Below are 19,515 nucleotides of genomic sequence, written 5' to 3' on the forward strand. Positions count from 1 at the left end.
TTTTATGAAATTTTTATATAAAAAAATATACAAAAATTTCAGCATAGTTTTAATAAGCAAATTTTTTGAAGATATTGTTTATTTTAAAAACACATTAAAATCAAATAATTTTTTTATTTGAAATATTAATAACATTATTTTAAATTTTTATGCAAAGTACTAAGAATTTATTTAAGAATTTATCAAAAAATTTTTAAAAATTATAAAATAGTTATAGGAAATGAGCGTTTTTTTTAAATTAGTAATGGAATTTATTTGAGATGTTTTTTTATTAAAAAGATTTATCAATTTTTTTAAAGAAATTACTTTAATAAATTTAATTACTAATTTTTCTTTAAAAAAATTGATAGAAATTCACTAAATTCTCAAAAATCATTAATTGATTATTTATTAATTTGTTTAAAAAGTATACGTCTATAATTTTTTTACAATGTTCTCAACACAATATTATTTTTGGTAAAAACAATATTTTATATATTATTAAATAACTATCGTTATAATTAAACAAATAATTTACCTTTATTAAGAATTGATAAAATAGTCCGTTATCCTAAAAAATTAATAGTTAATTTTATTTTTTTTATATCTTTTAAATAAGTTTTTAATAATCATATTAAAATTTATATTTTTTTCTTGTAACAATACAAGTAAATGATATATTAAATCAGATGCTTCATTAATTAACTCGTTATTATCATTAACAACTGCTGCTAGTGCAGTCTCTATACCTTCTTCTGCAACTTTTTGTGCAATACGTTTTGTCCCTTGAGAATAAAGTTCAGTAGTATATGAAGAAATCAAAGAATCATTTTTTTTTAAAGAAATTAATTCTTCTAAATCATATAAAAATGTTTTATTTTTTTTTGATGAAAAACAACTGATCTCATCAAGATGACAAGAATATTTAACTGGATTTACTAAAATTAATAAAGTATCTTTATCGCAATCTAATAAAACATCAACCACATATAAAAAATTTCCAGATTTTTCTCCTTTAATCCAAATAGATTTTTTTGTTCTAGAAAAAAACGTTACTTTTTTAGTAGTCACAGTATTTTTAACAGCAATTTTATTCATATAACCATGCATTAAAATTTGACCTGATATTTTATCTTGTATAATTGCTGGAATTAATCCATTTGTTTTGATCCAATCTAAGCTATTTATTTCTTGCGTATTTAACATAAACGTATCTCTACATTATTTTTGATTAAAAATTTTTTTAAAGAATAAATATTAACAATTTTACTATGAAATATTGAAGCTGCTAAAGCTCCATCAACTTTAGAAATATTAAATACTTCTAAAAAATGTTGCATATTTCCAGCACCACCTGAAGCAATTAATGGAACTTTGCAAATTTCTCGTATTTTTCTAAATAAGAATATATTATATCCTTGTTTCATACCATCTTGGTTAATAGCGTTTAAAACAATTTCTCCAGCTCCTAATTTTTGAACTTTTTTAATCCATTTGAAAAGATTCCATTTTGTTATGCATGTTTTAGATATATTCCCTGTATATTTCTTTACATAATAATCTTGTGTACTTTCATCAAACCATGCATCTATTCCTACTACAATACATTGTTTCCCAAACTTTTTTGATAGACGATTAATTAATTTAGGATCAGATAATGCAGGTGAATTAATTGAAATTTTATCAGCACCAAAATAAAGAATCTCTTCTGCATCATCAACAGTCTTAATTCCTCCTGCAACACAAAAAGGAATATTAATAACATCTGCTATTTCAGCAATCCATTTTTTATTAACCTTTTTTTTATTACTAGAAGCAGTGATATCATAAAAAACTAATTCATCTGCACCTTCTTTTACGTATCTTTTAACTAAATCTATAATATCACCAACAACTTTATGATTTATAAATTGTATTCCTTTTATTACTTTTCCATCTTTTACGTCTAAACATGGAATGATTCTTTTTGCCAACATTTAATTGCCTCTTCATATGTAAATTTATTTTCTAAAAAAGCACGCCCAATTATTACGCTATTTATATGAGATTTACATAAATCTTTAACATTTCTTAAAGAATATACACCTCCTGAAGCTTGTAATATAATATAAGGAAACTTTTTTAAAATTTCTTTATATAAATCAATATTAGGGCCTAAAAATGTTCCATCACGTAAAATATCAGTACAAATCATATGTTTTATTTTAATAACATCAAACCAAGAAATTACTTCTTCTAAAGTTATTTGAGTCAATTTTTTCCATCCATTAATAGCTACTAATTTTTTATTAGAAGCGTTTACAATAATATCAATTGCGAAAACAATTTTGTCTGCGCCAAATTCATTAATCCAAATTTTAACATCTTTTTTGTTATGAATAACACTGGAACCAATAACTACACGATTTATCCCTATTTTAAATAGTGTATAAATATCTTTAATTGAACGAATACCTCCGCCTATTTGTATTGGTATTTTGATGCTTTTTATTAATTCTTTTATTAAAGGTAATTGATTCTTGCTATTATTTGCTCCATTTAAATCAACTAAATGAATCATTTTTGCACCTTTTTCCTTATACATATTCATATAAAAAAATGGATGATTTTGATAATAGGTCGGTTTTTTATAATCACCCTGATATAAACGCACTATTTTACCGTCTAATAAATCCAAAGCAGGAATAATCATATAATCTCCAAAAAATTTTTTAACAATTTCTCACCAGCTTTACCAGAACGTTCTGGATGAAATTGAACTCCAAAAAAGTTATTTTTTTGTATTGCTGCAGAAAAGTATCCATCATAAAAAACACTAGATATTGTGTTTTCGTTAATTGACATTGCATAACTATGTAAAAAATAAAAATAAGATTCTTGATCTACATCATAGAAAAGATTATTTTCTTTTAAAATTTTTATTTTATTCCATCCCATGTGAGGCAAAGGCAGTTTTTTCGTATTTATTAGTTTGCTTGATTCTTCAATAATATTTAAATTTAAAATACCAGGACTTTCTTCACTATTTTTGCCTAATAGTTGCATTCCAAGACAAATACCAAGAACAGGACGATCATAATTTTTTATTAATTTAACTATTTTTTTTTTATTCAAAAAACTCATTGCACTTTTTGAAGTTCCTACACCCGGTAAAAAAATTTTATCTGATTGTTCTATGATTTTTTTATTATTAGTAATAATAGGTTGATAACCTAATCTTTTTATTGCAATCTTTAAAGAAAAAATATTTGCGCAACCAGTATTGATAATAACTATTTTCATAAATTATAAAGTACCTTTTGAACTAGGTAATATTTTGTCATTTATTACAATTGCTTGTCTTAAAGTACGTCCAAAAGATTTAAATAAACTTTCAGCAATATGATGATCGTTTTTACCCTTTGCTTCCATATGTAAAGTAATACCCATTGAATTTGATAAAGAACGAAAAAAATGTTCGACCATATCAACACTAAAATTATGAATAAGTCTAAAACGAAAGTTTGCATAAAATTTAAAATAAGAACGTCCAGATATATCTAAAACACATTTTGCTAAAGATTCATCCATAGGTAACACAAAACCATATCTTCCTATCCCTTTTTTTTTATTTAAAGCTTTTAATAAAGTTTTACCAAGTGTAATACCAGTATCTTCAATAGTATGATGGTCATCAATATGAAGATCTCCTTTTGCTTTTATTTTTATCCTAAAACCACCATGTACAGCAATTTGTTCAAGCATATGATCAAAAAAACTAATACCTGTATTTAATTCATTTTTTTCTTGACGATCCAACCATATTTTGACAAGTATATCTGTTTCATTTGAAATACGATGTATACATGCATAACGATTTACTTTGCTTAATAAATATTTAATATTTTTCCAATTTTTAGTTTTTCGGTTATAAAGTATTCCTAAAATATTCATATTTTTTGCTAATTCCATATCGCTTAAACGATCACCAATCACCATACTTTTTTCTTTATCAATTTTTTTTCCTTGTAACCATGATGTAATCATTTTAGTTTTTGGTTTACGACAACTACAATTGTCTTTCTCTAAATGAGGACAAATTAATACTGATTCAAAAAAAATATTTTGAGAGTTTAATATTTTTATTATAAAGTCGTTAGTTTTATAGAAATTTTTTTTTGAAAAACCTTTTTTACCTAAACCATCTTGATTTGAAACTATAACTAATTTATATTTTTTTTTATAAAGATAAGATAAAGTGTTAATAACATCAGGTTCAAACTGTATTTTTTCTATTTTATCTACTTTAAAATCTGTTAATGGTTCAAAAATAATTGTTCCATCTCTATCAAGAAAAACTATTTTTTGCTTCATATACTCTCCATTGGAAAACTATTCAATACATGTAGCAAATTTTTACATTCTTTATAACTGCCAATAGTAATACGTAAACATTCTGATAAATCTATATAACTATTTTGATTCCGTAAAACTATTCCTTTGTTTAAAAGAAATCGAAAAATTGCTTGTGATTGTAAAAAACGTACTAATATATAATTAGTTTTACTTGGAAACACTTTTTTTACTAATGGACATGTTTTTAAATTGTTAATTAACCACTCTTTATTTTTATTTATAGAAAAAATATTTTTTTTCATAACAGATAGTTTTGATTTACTTAATCCTTGTATTGCAATATCCGTAACTATTGTTGATATTGGATAGGGAGCTATAACTTTTAATAAACTATTAATTATTAAAGTATTGGCTAAAACGAAACCACATCTTATACTAGCTAGACCAAAAGCTTTTGAAAGAGTTCTTAAAATAACTAAATGAGAGTATTTTTCCATTAATTTCACTAACGTTTCATTTTTACAAAATTCGATATAAGCTTCATCAATTACTATTAATAATTTATTTTTAGTCATTCGTAATAATTTATTAATATCATTAAAAGAAAATACATTTCCAGTTGGGTTATTCGGACGACATATGTAAATTATCTTAGTATTATTAATTTTTTTCATAATTTCTAAAATATTTAATTGCCAATTAGGTAAAAGGTTAATTAAATGACATTTAATACCAATTATTTGCGCAGAAACATAATACATACCATAAGTAGGAGGACAGATAATAATACAATCTTTTTTTGGTTCACAGAAAGCAGTCATCAAAAGTTGAATACCTTCATCTGCTCCTCGTGTTACAAGAATTTGATTTGTGTTAAGATTGACGTAATCAGCATAATATTGAATTAATATTTTTGGTTGACATTCAGGATAACGATTTAAATGTTTATTACAAAAAACAAAAGAAAAAGGTAATTCATTCGCGTTTAAAAAAACTTTACCTTGGTTACCTAAACTACGTGCCGATTCGTATGGAATTAATAAATCTATATTTTTTCTTATAATTTTTTTTATATTCATATTTATATATAAAATTAAGATAAACGTAAAGTAATAGCGTTTTTGTGAGCTTCTAATTTTTCTGCAAGAGCTAAACATTCAATAGTAGAAGAAAGTTTATGTAAACCTTTTTTTGTTAATTCTTGGACGGTAATACGTTTCTGAAAATCAAGTAAACCAATACTAGAATGAGTAGCAGTTTGACCATAAGTAGGTAGCACATGATTAGTACCAGAAGCATAGTCTCCTGCAGATTCTGGGGACCATTTTCCAAGAAAAACAGATCCTGCGTTTTTTACCTCTTTTAATAAATCACGGGGGCAACTAGTTTGAATACTTAAATGCTCTGGACCATACTGATTAGAGATATTTATACATTCTTGTAAAGAAGATGTGATTATTAACAAACTATTTTTTAACGCTTTTTTAGCAATTAAAGAACGAGGCAAAAAAATAATTTGCTTTTTTATTTCTTTTAATACAGAAGAAGCTAATGAAAATGAAGGTGTTAATAACAATACTTGTGATGTTTCACCATGTTCTGCTTGAGATAACAAATCAGCAGCAATAAAGTCAGGTCTAGCATTAGAATCTGCAATAATTAATAGTTCTGATGGACCTGCAAAAAAATCAATAGCCGGGCCATCGAATTGATAATTCACTTGTTTTTTAGCTTCAGTAACCCATATGTTACCGGGTCCAAATATTTTTTCTACTTTATAAACAGATTTTGTACCAAAAGCTAAAGCAGCAATAGAATGAGCTCCACCTATTTGAAAAATATCTTTTATGCCACACATTTCACATGCATATAGTATTTCATTACCAATTGGAGGTGGTGAACATAATAAAATTTTTTTACATCCTGCAATTTTAGCAGGTATTGCTAACATTAAAACTGTAGAAAATAGTGGTGCTGAACCATTAGGTATATAAATTCCAACTGATTCTATTGGACGAAAAAATTGTTCACAAATAATTCCAGGTTTTATTTCGATACTTATAGGAGAAATTTTTTGGGCCATATGAAATTTTTTTATATTTTCCATTGCTACCAATAGAGCATCTTTTATTGATTTATTTAAAAAATTTTTAGAATAACTAATCTTTTTTGGATTAATACGCAAATTTTTTTCATGAAAGTTATCAAATTTACTATTAAATTTTATTAACGCATCATCTCCATATTTTTTAACTGTTTCTATAATATCAGCAACTTTTTTACTAATTTTCTTTGAAACAGATATCGCTGGTCTTAATAAGATATTTTGTTTTTTTTCTTGATTACAATTTTTCCAAAAAACTATTGAATTAAAATCATTCATTTTTTACTCCATCATTTTTTCAATTGGTAATACTAAAATAGAACTAGCACCTAAAGATTTTAGTTTTTCCATTGTATCCCAAAAAATTGTTTCTCTACTTACTACATGCATTGCAACACGATTATTATCGCCTGCTAGTGATGAAACAGTAGGCCGTTCTGCTCCTGGTAATAAATTAATAACTTTTTGTAAATTTTTAGCTGGTATATGCAACATAATGTATTTTGATTCACGTGCTTTTATTACACTATTAATTCGCATAATTATTTTTTTTATTAATTCTTGTTTTTTTTTTGATATTGGGCCATGACGTTGAATGAGTACTGCTTTTGATTTATAAACTACTTCTACTTCTTTTAATCCATTTGCTTCTAAAGTTGCTCCAGTAGATACTAAATCGCAAACAACATCTGCTAAACCTGCTCTAGGAGCTACTTCTACTGAACCATTTAATAAACAAGATTTAAAAGATAACCCATGTTTATTAAAATATTTCTTTAAAATATGAGGATAAGAAGTTGCTATCCGGGTATTATTTAAATATTCTAATCCTTCATAATTTTGATGAATAGGAATAGCAATAGATAAACGACATTTTCCAAAATCTAATCGTAATAAAGTTGAAAAAAATGGATTTTCTCCTCTAGATTTACGCGTTAAATATTCTTCTTCTAAAACGTTTTCACCAATAATACCAAGATCAATTACTTTATCTATAACTAATCCTGGGATATCATCATCACGAACCCACATAATATCAATAGGCATATTTTCAGAAAAAGTAATTAAACGTTGTTTTAAATTAATTTTAATTCCACATCTTATTAATAATTCACATGAATCGTTACTCAATCGACCAGATTTTTGTATAGCTATTCTTAAACGATTACTTAACATTATTTTTCCTTTTTTTGGTCATTTATAATTAAAAAAAAGAAAACCCTCATTAAAAATTTTAAGAGGGTTATTTATGAAAAATTTTAAGTAAAACTTTTATATGTTGTTATAAATGAAAAGATATTTATATATAAATTTTTAAAAATTTATATATAAGAATATTAATAAAATATATTACTTGTACGCATAATTTTACTATAAAAACTATAAAGTTTTTATAGTAAACAATATATTAATATATGTTATATGTTATGAATAATTTATAATTACATAGCAAAAAATCAAAAAAATATTATAAGCATAGGTAAACGATATAAAAAAAATGATTACATTCTAAAAAAATAAAATTATTTCTTACAAATTGTATACAGCAAATACATTTAACATTAAAAAAATTATTCCATAATATATCTAAAAAATATTCAATTAATTATTGTTAACAATCATTTTTATCTTCTTTAAATAATTTTTTTATACGTGATGTATTATTTTTTTTAGAAAAAAAGATTTGAAATATTAACAACTCCAAAAGTAATAGTTAATTTTATTAATAATCAATTTAAATATATTATTTAGTTCACTAAAATAATACCTCTCTTTAATAAGAGATAATAATATTTATACAGATTCTTTAAAAAAATCAAACGCAGATTATTTTAAATAAATGTAATTTTTAGAAAAAACTTCGTCAGTATAAAAAAATTAAATACGTTTAATTTAAAATTTTAAATATCATTATTAAAATAAAAAAATAAGTAAATAACTTCTCTCAATATCCTTTTTTTTTTATTTTTAAAAACGCTTCTTCAAAAGAAGAACATACTTTACTAGCTACACAATAACTAGCAATTTGAAAACGAATAGAAGGAGGCATTGGTAACAATTTTTTTATAATTTTTTTCATCCAAGATATTGTCTCTTGAATGTTTTTAGATGGCAATAAAGTTTTTTTTTCTTTATAATCATAAAAAAAAATTTTTTCAAACTTATTTCCATAAATAAAAGTAATTTTTTGTGACTTGTTTGGATGAATAGAAACTTCACCTTCATTTCCATATGTTAAAAGTACTGATTCATTAGTTTTTCTAAATAACATTTTTATTAAATTAAAATATTTAGGATGAGAAACACTAACAAATCGTATAGCTTGATTTATATTAAAAGGATAAATTAATTTTGCTAAAATATGTGAACTGTTTCTCATATTAGTACGCCAACGTAAAGATACCTGATTAGCTATAGATTTGCATAAGTTTTCAATAGGCATAAAAACTAATTCATGATTATTTATTTTTTTTTCTGCTACTAAAAAATCACTAGTTGGAAATATTTGAAAATATTTAAATATATCTTTACTAATTATTCTTGTTGGATCTTCAGTAACTCCATGTACTAAGACAGGAAAATCTAATTTATTTAATAAAATTGCTAGTAAAGGAGTTAAATTACATTGACGTCTCGCACCATTATAACTTGGAATAATAGCTACAATATTTTTAGTTTTAATGCGAAAACAAGATATCTTTTCTTGCATAGCACAATAAAAACCATGTAATTCTTTTATACTTTCTCCTTTTGAACGTATAGCAAGTAATAAAGTTCCTAATTCTAAATCTGCAATTTTATTTTCTAGAATACATTGATAAAGTTTTTTTGAATCGTTAAACGTCATACTATAATCATTTTTTTTACGGATAATTTTTTTTATAATCTTTTGGATATTCATTGTTTAATTTTTATTAAAATTTTTATAAAAAACATCAATAATATTTATATTATTTAATTACATTATTTTTTAGCGTTAACTTACACTTAATATTCTATTAATGTTAGTAGTTCCAGTAGTACCCATAACATCACCTTGTGTAACAATTACTAAATCACCAAATCTTAAAAAGTTTTTTTTATATAATAAATGCACAGCTTTTTTTGCGGCAATTAAACCATCATCATGATTATCAAAAAAAACAGGTATCACTCCTCTATATAATGTCACTGCATTTAACGTTTTTTCATGACGAGAAAGAGCAAAAATTGGTAATCCAGAAGTAATTCTGGATGTCATTAAAGCTGTTTTTCCAGATTCAGTCATAGTAATAATTGCAGAAATTCCTTGCAAATGATTAGCAGTATACATTGCTGACATAGCAGTTGCTTCTTCAACTGTTTTAAACGTAATGTTTAATCTATGTTTTGAAATATTTATTTTTGGTATCTTTTCTGCTCCAAAACAGACTTTAGACATTAAAGACACAGTTTCATATGGATATTCTCCTGTGGCAGTTTCTGCTGATAACATAACTGCATCAGTACCATCTAAAACAGCATTAGCTACATCCATAACTTCTGCTCTAGTAGGAGTAGGATTAGCAATCATAGATTCCATCATTTGCGTTGCAGTTATTATAACTCGGTTAAATTGACGTGCTCGACTAATTAATGTTTTTTGTATGCCAATTAATTCCGGATCTCCAATTTCTACACCTAAATCTCCGCGTGCTACCATAATAGCGTCTGATGCTAAAATAATATCATCTATTGCTTTTTGACTCGAAACTACTTCAGCTCTTTCTATTTTCGCAATAATTTTTGCAAAACAACCTGCTTGATTAATTAAATAACGAGCACGATTTAAATCGTTGCTTGATCTAGGAAAAGATATTGCTAAATAATCTACTCCAATTTTAGCCGCAGTAATAATATCTTTTTTATCTTTTTCTGTTAATGCTTCTGCGGACAAACCACCTCCTAATTTATTAATTCCTTTTTTGTTAGACAAAAAACCACCCACCTTTACTTTTGTAAAAACTTTTTTATTTTCAATTTTTATAACTTTGAGTTGGATACGACCATCATCTAATAATAAAACATCATCTTTTTTTAAATCTTGTGGTAAATCTTGATAGTCTGTTCCAACAGTGTTTTCGTTTCCTTCTATAGAATTAATACTTGGATCAATAATAAACTGATTTCCGTTCTTTAAATATATTTTTCCTGTTTTAAAACTAGAAATTCTTATTTTTGGGCCCTGCAAATCCCCTAAAATTGCAATATAAATTTCATTTTTTTTAGCAATGTTTCTCACTTTCTTAACATAACGATAATAATCATCTTTTTCTCCATGAGAGAAATTTATTCTTACAACATTTGCCCCTGCTTTAATAATTTTTTCAAGATTATTATTAGAATCTGTTGTAGGACCGAGAGTTGTTACAATTTTTGTTCTTCTAAAACGTTTTAGCATAAAAATTCCTGTTTTAACAAATAATGTTAATATTTTTTAATTATTTATTTTATAAAAATGAAATAAATGTTCTCATAAACTTTTAATATTTAATATAATTAAAAAAAATAAAATTATTCGCTATTTTTTAAAAGTATTTGCATTTATTTTTTTTAATATTTAAATTTATATAAATTTAAAAAAAGTAAAACAAAATTATACGGTTTTTATAAATGATAAAAAATCATTTCTTTATAAAAATTTAAAAAAAATTATTTTAATATTAACATGATCTATTTCATATAAATTATTAAAAATAAAAATTTGTTATTTTTTAAGGAAAAAATAATGTCAATAATAAAATCTTTTAAAGCTTGTGATTTAGTAATTTTTGGAACAAAAGGAGATCTTGCTAGACGTAAATTATTACCTTCATTATACAGATTAGAAAAATTAGAACAAATCCATAAAGACACTCGAATTATTGGTGTGGGACGTGCGCAATGGAATAAAGAAAAATATATAGATATCGTTAAAAAATCTATTTTAGATTTTTCTTCAACAAAAATAGATCAAAAAATTTTACAAAAACTGACTGATCGTTTTTGTTTTTTAAATCTTGATGTAAATGATACTAATAAATTTTATCAATTAAAAAAATTACTGGATCAAAAAAATCGTCATACTATTAATTATTTTGCTATGCCTCCTGATACTTTTGGAGCTATTTGTAAAGGATTGGGAACTGCTTCTTTGAATGCAAAACCAGCATGTATTGTAATAGAAAAACCTTTAGGTTTATCATTAAAAACTTCACAAGATATTAATAATAGTGTTGGAAAGTTTTTTGAAGAAAGTCAAATATTTCGTATTGATCATTATTTAGGAAAAGAAACAGTATTAAATTTGTTAGCTTTACGATTTTCTAATTCTATTTTTATGAATAACTGGAATAAAAATATTATTGATCATATACAAATTACAGTTGCAGAAGAAGTAGGAATTGAAGGACGATGGAACTATTTTAATCATGTAGGGCAAACTCGTGATATGGTTCAAAATCATTTATTGCAAATTTTGACAATAATTGCAATGTCTACTCCTGCAAATTTAAACGCTGATAGTATACGAGATGAAAAAGTAAAAGTGTTGAATTCTTTACGTCGAATAGATTGTAAAAATATTGATCTCAATACTTCAAGAGGACAATATTCTGCTGGTGTATTAAATGGTAAAAAAGTTGTAGGGTACTTAGAAGAAAGTGATGCTCAAATATCAAAAAGTGATACTGAAACATTTGTTGCAATACGTGTAGATATTGATAATTGGAGATGGAGTGGTGTACCTTTTTATTTAAGAACAGGAAAACGTTTACCTAAAAAATATTCAGAGATAGTTATTTATTTTAAACAACCTAAAATAAATATTTTTAAAGATTTATATCCTGTTTTAGCTAAAAATAAACTGATTATTAGATTACAACCAAATGAAGGTATTGATTTTGAGTTTTTGAATAAAACTCCTGGTATTAATCATAAATATAATTTAAAACCTATGAAAATGAGTTTAAATTATTTTAAAGATGTTAAAGAATCATGCTTAATAGACGCTTATGAACGTCTCTTATTAGATGTAATGCAAGGTTTACAAAATTTATTTGTTCGTAGAGATGAAGTAGAATTAGCTTGGGAATGGATAGATTCAATTATTTATGCATGGAAAATAAAAAGAAGTAAAATTGAACCATATCCTGCAGGTACATGGGGTCCATATTCTTCAAGAAAAATTATTGAGCGTGATGGTTTTGGATGGCATTTGAACATTTAACTATAAATATACAGAAGGAAATAAGATATTTTTTAGTAATAACAATTATATATTACTACATATGTTTTATAGTTTGAATTCCTAATAAGTCTAAACCAAGTTTAATTATTTTTGCAGTAATGATTGCTAGTTTTAAACGACTTTTTTTAATATTCATTTTTTTGTTATTAATAATAGGACAATTTTCATAGAATATGGAAAACAATCCAGATATTTTATAAAGATATGTGCAAATTAAGTGAGGGGTTCCTAAAAATGCTGTTTTTTCTATAGTTTCTTCAAACTGTAATAAGCAAATTGCTAATTGCATTTCATATGTATTACTAATGATTATTTTGTTATTAATTTCATGATTTTTAACAAAAGATTTTTTTAAAATAGATAATATACGAGTATATGCATATTGTATATAAGGAGCAGTATTTCCTTCAAAAGATAACATTAGATCCCAATTAAAAATATAATCATGTGTTCTATTTCTTGAAAGATCTGCATATTTGATGGCACTAATACTAATTATTTCAGCTAACTTTTGTTTTTCTAGATCTTTCATACAAGGATTTTTCATTTGTATTAATTTAAACGCTTTTTTATACCCTTCGTTTAATAAATCAATTAATTTAATTGTGTTTCCGCTGCGTGTTTTGAAAGGTTGTTTATTATCATTTAATATCATACCAAAAGCATGATGTTCTAATTGAAGATCAGCAGTGATATAATTTGCTTTAAGAGCAATATTAAAAACTTGCATTAGATGTAAGTGCTGACGTGCATCTATATAATATAAAATACGATCTGCTTTTAATGTTTCATATCTATATTTTAAACAAGCAATATCAATGGTAGTATATAAAAAACCTCCATCCTTTTTTTGAATAATTACTCCAAAAGGTTGTCCATTTTTATTTATATATTCTTTTAAGAAAACAACGATAGCTCCTTCACTTTCTTCAGCTAATTTTTTTTCTTTTAAATCTTTTACAATTTTAGATAAATCGTTATGATAAAAACTTTCTCCAAGAACATGTTGATCTTTCAGGGAAACATTTAAACGATTATAAATTTTTTGATTATTGTTTAATGAAACTTTTACTATTTTTTTCCATATTTTTTTGTGTAAGACATTACCGCTTTGTAATTGTTTTAAACAATTTCTTGATTCACTATTAAAATTAATATCTTGTTCGTATAATATTTTTGATTTTTTGTAAATTTTTTCTAAATTAATTAAAGATATATCTTGTATTTTTTTTTTTATTATATAGGCAATGAGCATGCCAAATTGATTACCCCAATCTCCTACATGATTCATTCTTATAACTTTATGACCTAAAAATTCTAATATTCTTGCAGAAGAATCTCCAATAATTGTAGATCGCAAGTGTCCTACATGCATTTCTTTAGCTAAATTAGGAGATGAATAATCTATTACAATAGTTTGTGGTTTTTTTACAACATTAATTGATAAACGAGAAGAACAAAAAATTTTTTCAAGTTGTATAGATAACCAATTTTCATCTAAATAAATGTTAATAAATCCAGGTTTTATAACCGTAATATTTTTTGCTATTCCTTGCAAATCAATTTTTAAAATTAATTCATTAGCTAATGAAAAAGATGACTTCTTTAATTTTTTTGCTATTGAAATAATGCCATTAACTTGATAATGTCCAAATTTTATTCTATTAGTTTGTTTAACTTGCGGGTCAAAATCTTCCGGAATGTTAATAGAAGTCATTGCTTCACGAACTTTGTTTGATATAAATGCATGAGTATTCAAAAATTAACCTTATTCTATTTTTATAGAATTTATAATTCATAAGATATTTCAGTGATTTTTATTTTTTCGCTTAAAACATTATAAAACATAATAACAGTTTTTAAAATTTTTTATTTTAGAGTTTTTTTGATATTTATTTTTATGCTTATAAAATCTTGAAACTATCAATTACTTTATTGCAGCTAATAGAATCTGAAATGTGTGTATAATTATATATGAATATAAATCTAAAATAGATAGCTTAACTAATTTTTTGATCTAAATTGATTATTCTGTAGATACAACATTTATTGTTACACTGAATTTCTAAAACTTTTTTAAAAAAGTATAAGGTTAGTAAATGATATATTTCCAATTTGGTTTCGATTTAGAGTTAATTTTTATTCTAAATAAATAATATAGTATTTTTTTTTCATATATTAAAAATTTTAATATAATTTTTATATATCGTTTATATCGCATATTTTTAGTTTTTTGTTCATTAAAAATGAATTTAGTAAGTTAATTGATGCATGATGAAATTTTTAATGACAAATTTTTATTTTTTATTAGATATCACAATATTTGTTTTATTTTTTTTGTTGTTTCTTGATTTTTTATATTTTTTAAAAAAACATTATTTTATGTAAAAGCTTTTTTTTAACTTTAAATTAAATATAATTATGATTATTCTTAAATATATAATATATTATTAATGTATAAATTTATTTTTTATATTTCTAGAAAAACTTTTCTCTTCTATTAATCTTGTTAAAATTTTTTAATAACTTCAAATAAAAAAACATTAATAAATTGTAAAATAAAATTTAAAATTATTAATATAGTATTATTAATTAAAAAATGACACATATTATTTTAATAAATGAAGATTTTTTCCTATAATTAAATTTTTTAAGTGTTTATAATTTTCATTTGATATAAATTATGAATGATTAACTATAAAAAAACATAGCGTGATATTAACTCTGTTATAAATAATCATCATAGCGTTATCAGAAAAATATTTTAAATATTAACAATAACTTCAATTTTAAAGAAACTTTTCTGCTAATATTCTAGTTAATCATAGATTAATAAAGCATCTACGATGATAGAACACTAAGATATATTGTTAATATATTATAGTTAATTATTCATGCAATGATATTTTTTCTATTAAATTAATAAATCTATAAAATATAAATATCACGATTTTACAGATATTTTTTTTTAAAAAATTAAAATTTTATTAAGTAATTTTAAAAGTTCACTTATATAAATAAATGAAGTTATATAATTTTTTAAAAAAAATTTATATAAATCCATAAAAAATATTTTTTATTATATTAAAAGACTAACTATTTTATATTAACATAACATAACTTTTATAAAGAATTTTAATTTTAATCAAGTGGAAAAAACATGCGTACAGAATATTGTGGAAAAATCAACTTATTTTACCTTCAAAAAGAAGTAACATTATATGGATGGGTGAACAATCATCGTAATTTAGGAAAAATGATATTTATAGATTTACGTGATCGTGAAGGTATTTTACAAATAGTTTTTGATATGCATAATAAAAAAATTTTTAAATTAGCTTCTATTTTAAGAAAAGAATTTTGTGTAAAAGTTCAAGGAATTGTACAAAAACGTGACAACAAAAACAAAAACTCTAAAATGTTTACTGGGGAAATAGAAGTATTAGCTACTTATTTAAAAGTAATTAATACATCTGAAACACTCCCTTTAGATAATAATCATAATAATACTGAAGAAATGCGTTTAAAGTATCGCTATCTTGATTTACGTCGTCCAGAAATGATTGATCGTTTAAAGAAACGTGCAAAAATTATTAGATATGTACGTGATTATATGGAAAAAAATAATTTTTTTGAAATTGAAACTCCATTTTTGACAAAAATGACACCAGAAGGTGCAAGAGATTATATAATTCCTAGTAGAATTCAAAAAAACAAGTTTTTTTCGTTACCTCAATCCCCACAAATTTTTAAACAATTACTTATGATATCTGGTTTGGATCGTTATTATCAAATAGTTAAATGTTTTCGTGATGAAGATTTACGTTCAAATAGACAACCAGAATTTACTCAAATTGATTTCGAAATGTCTTTTGTAAAAACATCAGAAGTTAGAAAAATAGCAGAAGACATTGTTCGAAAATTATGGTCAAAAATTAAAAATTTTGATTTAGGTACTTTTCCTATTCTTACATATCGTGAATCTATGTTACGGTATGGATGTGATAATCCTGATTTACGTAATCCTATAGAGATTATAGATCTTAATTTAAATTTTTTAGAATTATTAAAATTAAAAAAAGATAACCAACGCTTAGCTGCAATTTGTGTTCCAAAAGGAAAAAAAATTAGCAGAAAAAAATTAGATAACTATGAAAAAATTATTTTAGAATCTAAAAGTAAAAATTTTGGATGGATAAGAAAAACATCAAATTTATGGAAATGGTTTAGTAAAGAAAAAAAAATAAAAGTTTTTTCTAATTATGATATTCTTGAAAAAATTATTACTATATTAAATGCAAATGATGATGATTTAATTTTTTTATGCATAGATAATACAGAAATAGTTTCTGATGTATTAGGAACAATTAGAAAAAAAGCAGGTAATGAACTAAAAATTTCATGTGGTGAATGGAAGCCGTTATGGGTTATTAATTTTCCAATGTTTAACTTTGATGAAAATAACAAAATATATTCTGTTCATCATCCGTTTACAGCTCCTTATAATAAGGATATAAAAGAAATAAAAGAAAAACATAAATATATAATATCTGATTCATATGATATGATTATTAATGGCAATGAAGTAGGAGGAGGATCAAAAAGAATCCATTGTCAAAAAATACAAAAATTAGTTTTTGATATTTTAAATATTAAACAAGAAGAACAAAAAGAAAAATTTGGTTTTTTTTTAGATGCTTTAAATTTTGGTACTCCACCTCATGCAGGTTTTGCTTTTGGATTAGACCGTTTAATTATGTTACTTACTGACACAGACAACATACGTGATGTGATTGCATTTCCTAAAACCACGTCTACTTCTTGCTTAATGACGGGTGCTCCAAGTTTTATAGACAATGATTTTATAAAAGAATTATCTATACAGTTATTAAAATAGCTATTTTATCATATAAAATAAATTTTTTAAATAAAATATAGTACTGAAAATCTATATTAGCTGTAATATTTTTATTGCAAATTTAAAATAATACAAAAAACTTAAAATAAAATTTCAAAATATAAATGGACTCTAATATGTCAGGACACAGTAAATGGGCAAATACAAAACATAGAAAAGCATCACAAGATGCAAAAAAAGGAAAAATTTTTACAAGAATAATACGTGAATTAGTAACAGCAGCAAAGATAGGAGGAACAGATCCTTCTTCCAATTCACGTTTACGCACAGCTATGGATAAAGCACTTTCTCAAAACATGACAAAAGAAACGATTGATAGAGCAGTTTTTCGTAATTTAAAAAATAATAACATATTGATGAAAAAATTTACATATGAAGGATATGGCCCAGGAGGCGTAGCGATTATGGTTGATTGTTTCAGTGATAATAATAAACGTATTGCTTCAGAAATAAGATACTCTTTTAATCGCGTTGGAGGAAATTTAGGAACATCTGGTTCTGTAAGTTATTTATTTCAAAAGAAAGGAACAATATCAATTCAGTCCATTTTAAGCGAAGATTATATTTTAGATCTTGCTTTACAAATAAAATCAGAAAATATTTCTTTTCAAAAAAATAATTTAATTGATATTCATGTTTCTTGGGAAAATATTAATTTAGCAAAAAAAATTCTTAATAAAAACAACATTATTCCAAAAAAAATTGCTACTATCATGATACCATTCGTCAAAATAACAATAAATCGAGAAAATGAAGAAAAATTAATACATTTAATACAGCTATTAAAAAATCTTTCAGATGTACAAGCGATTTATCATAATAGTCAAATAAATATTTAAGAATAAAAATTTTAAAAATATTAAAAAATTTTTATAGAAGTTATTTATGTTTACAATAATTGGAATTGATCCCGGTTTACAAATAACTGGGTATGGTATTATTAAATGCACTAAAAAAGGTATCAGTTATATTAATAGTGGGTATATTCGTACTAGCAAAAAAGATCTTGCATTTCGTTTACAAGAAATTTATGTTATGTTAACTGAAGTGGTAAATCAGTTTTCTCCAAATTATTTTGCAATTGAAGAAGTTTTTTTATCAAAAAATGTTAAATCTGCATTAAAATTAGGTCAAGCAAGAGGTGTAGCAATCATTACTGCTGCAAATCAATCAATTCCTGTCTTTGAATATGCTGTTCGAAAAATCAAAAAAACCGTAACAGGAACTGGAAACGCTAATAAACATCAAATCCAAAACATGGTAAAAATATTATTAAATCTTTCTCAAAAAATTCAAGAAGATGCTGCAGATGCCTTAGCTATTGCTATTACTCATTATTATATTCATCAAAAAAATATTATTTCTTAATAAGGATTTATTTATATAAAATAAAAAATTTTTGTCTTTTATTAAAAGAAAGTAGTAAAAATAATTAATAGAATTATAGAAAAGTTATTAACAATAAATAACTAATTGTTTTATAAATAGTATAGGTTATTTTATATATGTTATATCTGTATATTTATTTTAAATCAGTAAAAAATTATTATTTTTACTCATTTACTAATAAAAAAAAATATATAAGTGTTTTTTGGATTTAGTTATGAAAATAAATATTATCTTTTTTGTAAATTAATAAGATTAATAGAATAGAAACAGAATTAGTAATTTTTATTTTTTTAAAATGTCTATTAAACAATTTTTGATGCTATAAAAACAATAAACAAGTAAATTTTTTAGCATCACTTAGTAGTATAGACAAAAAATTGTAAAATAATTATTTTTTTAAAATAAAAAAATTCAAAAAAATTATAGAAAACGAAAAAAATAAAACTTTTTTAAAAAGTAAAAAAATCTTGTATATTAAAGAATATCTATGACTACATTAATTTATTTAGAATATAAACATAAAGGAAGCAGTTAGTATGATAA

General features: G+C 23.7%; 15 protein-coding genes. 4 read left to right on the forward strand and 11 right to left on the reverse strand.

The annotated features are described in order from the left end of the window. Positions 1 to 558: 558 nt before the first annotated feature. The 10 genes from hisIE to pyk form a co-directional block, all read right to left on the reverse strand. Positions 559 to 1,185 (reverse strand): bifunctional phosphoribosyl-AMP cyclohydrolase/phosphoribosyl-ATP diphosphatase HisIE, encoded by a 627-nt coding sequence (hisIE, locus tag TGUWTKB_RS02400; RefSeq protein WP_041063229.1) that lies wholly within the window; start codon positions 1,183 to 1,185, stop codon positions 559 to 561. Continuing rightward, a complete protein-coding gene (gene hisF, locus TGUWTKB_RS02405; RefSeq protein WP_041063233.1) occupies positions 1,179 to 1,955 on the reverse strand; it encodes an imidazole glycerol phosphate synthase subunit HisF in 777 nt (258 codons plus the stop codon). Before hisF ends, hisIE begins: the two co-directional genes overlap by 7 nt. Then, entirely contained in the window at positions 1,925 to 2,671 is a 747-nt protein-coding gene (gene hisA, locus TGUWTKB_RS02410; protein WP_041063235.1) for a 1-(5-phosphoribosyl)-5-[(5-phosphoribosylamino)methylideneamino]imidazole-4-carboxamide isomerase, read from the reverse strand. The genes hisF and hisA overlap by 31 nt, the downstream gene beginning before the upstream one ends. After that, complete coding sequence (gene hisH, locus TGUWTKB_RS02415; protein ID WP_041063237.1) at positions 2,668 to 3,261, reverse strand: imidazole glycerol phosphate synthase subunit HisH; 594 nt, start codon at positions 3,259 to 3,261, stop codon at positions 2,668 to 2,670. Before hisH ends, hisA begins: the two co-directional genes overlap by 4 nt. A gap of 3 nt (positions 3,262 to 3,264) precedes the next feature. Next, positions 3,265 to 4,332, reverse strand: coding sequence for a bifunctional histidinol-phosphatase/imidazoleglycerol-phosphate dehydratase HisB (gene hisB / locus TGUWTKB_RS02420; RefSeq protein ID WP_041063240.1), 1,068 nt, complete (start codon positions 4,330 to 4,332; stop codon positions 3,265 to 3,267). After that, a complete protein-coding gene (gene hisC / locus TGUWTKB_RS02425; RefSeq protein WP_173402094.1) occupies positions 4,329 to 5,393 on the reverse strand; it encodes a histidinol-phosphate transaminase in 1,065 nt (354 codons plus the stop codon). The genes hisB and hisC overlap by 4 nt, the downstream gene beginning before the upstream one ends. Before the next feature lie 14 nt (positions 5,394 to 5,407). Further along, entirely contained in the window at positions 5,408 to 6,697 is a 1,290-nt protein-coding gene (hisD, locus tag TGUWTKB_RS02430) for a histidinol dehydrogenase (RefSeq protein ID WP_041063243.1), read from the reverse strand. A gap of 3 nt (positions 6,698 to 6,700) precedes the next feature. After that, positions 6,701 to 7,594: an ATP phosphoribosyltransferase gene (hisG, locus tag TGUWTKB_RS02435; RefSeq protein ID WP_041063246.1), complete on the reverse strand. Its 894-nt coding sequence runs from the start codon at positions 7,592 to 7,594 to the stop codon at positions 6,701 to 6,703. Between the two features lie 769 nt (positions 7,595 to 8,363). Further along, entirely contained in the window at positions 8,364 to 9,320 is a 957-nt protein-coding gene (gene ybiB / locus TGUWTKB_RS02440) for a DNA-binding protein YbiB (protein WP_052459566.1), read from the reverse strand. A 75-nt stretch (positions 9,321 to 9,395) separates the two neighbouring features. Next, the gene (gene pyk / locus TGUWTKB_RS02445) at positions 9,396 to 10,838 is read right to left on the reverse strand and encodes a pyruvate kinase (protein WP_041063249.1); all 1,443 of its coding nucleotides are present in this window, start codon (positions 10,836 to 10,838) and stop codon (positions 9,396 to 9,398) included. Between the two features lie 327 nt (positions 10,839 to 11,165). On the opposite strand from pyk, the gene zwf reads away from it, so the two are divergent. Then, entirely contained in the window at positions 11,166 to 12,644 is a 1,479-nt protein-coding gene (zwf, locus tag TGUWTKB_RS02450) for a glucose-6-phosphate dehydrogenase (protein WP_041063252.1), read from the forward strand. 55 nt (positions 12,645 to 12,699) lie between these two features. On the opposite strand, the gene argS is transcribed toward zwf, so the two are convergent. Beyond that, positions 12,700 to 14,424: an arginine--tRNA ligase gene (gene argS / locus TGUWTKB_RS02455; protein ID WP_041063255.1), complete on the reverse strand. Its 1,725-nt coding sequence runs from the start codon at positions 14,422 to 14,424 to the stop codon at positions 12,700 to 12,702. Positions 14,425 to 15,825: 1,401 nt separating this feature from the next. On the opposite strand from argS, the gene aspS reads away from it, so the two are divergent. The 3 genes from aspS to ruvC all read left to right on the forward strand — a co-directional run bounded on the left by aspS (position 15,826) and on the right by ruvC (position 18,951). Then, the gene (gene aspS / locus TGUWTKB_RS02460) at positions 15,826 to 17,562 is read left to right on the forward strand and encodes an aspartate--tRNA ligase (protein ID WP_041063257.1); all 1,737 of its coding nucleotides are present in this window, start codon (positions 15,826 to 15,828) and stop codon (positions 17,560 to 17,562) included. 137 nt (positions 17,563 to 17,699) lie between these two features. Continuing rightward, positions 17,700 to 18,422, forward strand: a complete 723-nt coding sequence (locus TGUWTKB_RS02465) for a YebC/PmpR family DNA-binding transcriptional regulator (protein ID WP_041063260.1) — start codon at positions 17,700 to 17,702, stop codon at positions 18,420 to 18,422. 46 nt (positions 18,423 to 18,468) lie between these two features. Next, positions 18,469 to 18,951, forward strand: a complete 483-nt coding sequence (gene ruvC / locus TGUWTKB_RS02470) for a crossover junction endodeoxyribonuclease RuvC (RefSeq protein ID WP_052459567.1) — start codon at positions 18,469 to 18,471, stop codon at positions 18,949 to 18,951. Positions 18,952 to 19,515 lie beyond the last annotated feature (564 nt).

Origin of the sequence: Candidatus Tachikawaea gelatinosa, from assembly GCF_000828815.1 — a bacterium.
Taxonomy (GTDB): domain Bacteria; phylum Pseudomonadota; class Gammaproteobacteria; order Enterobacterales; family Enterobacteriaceae; genus Tachikawaea; species Tachikawaea gelatinosa.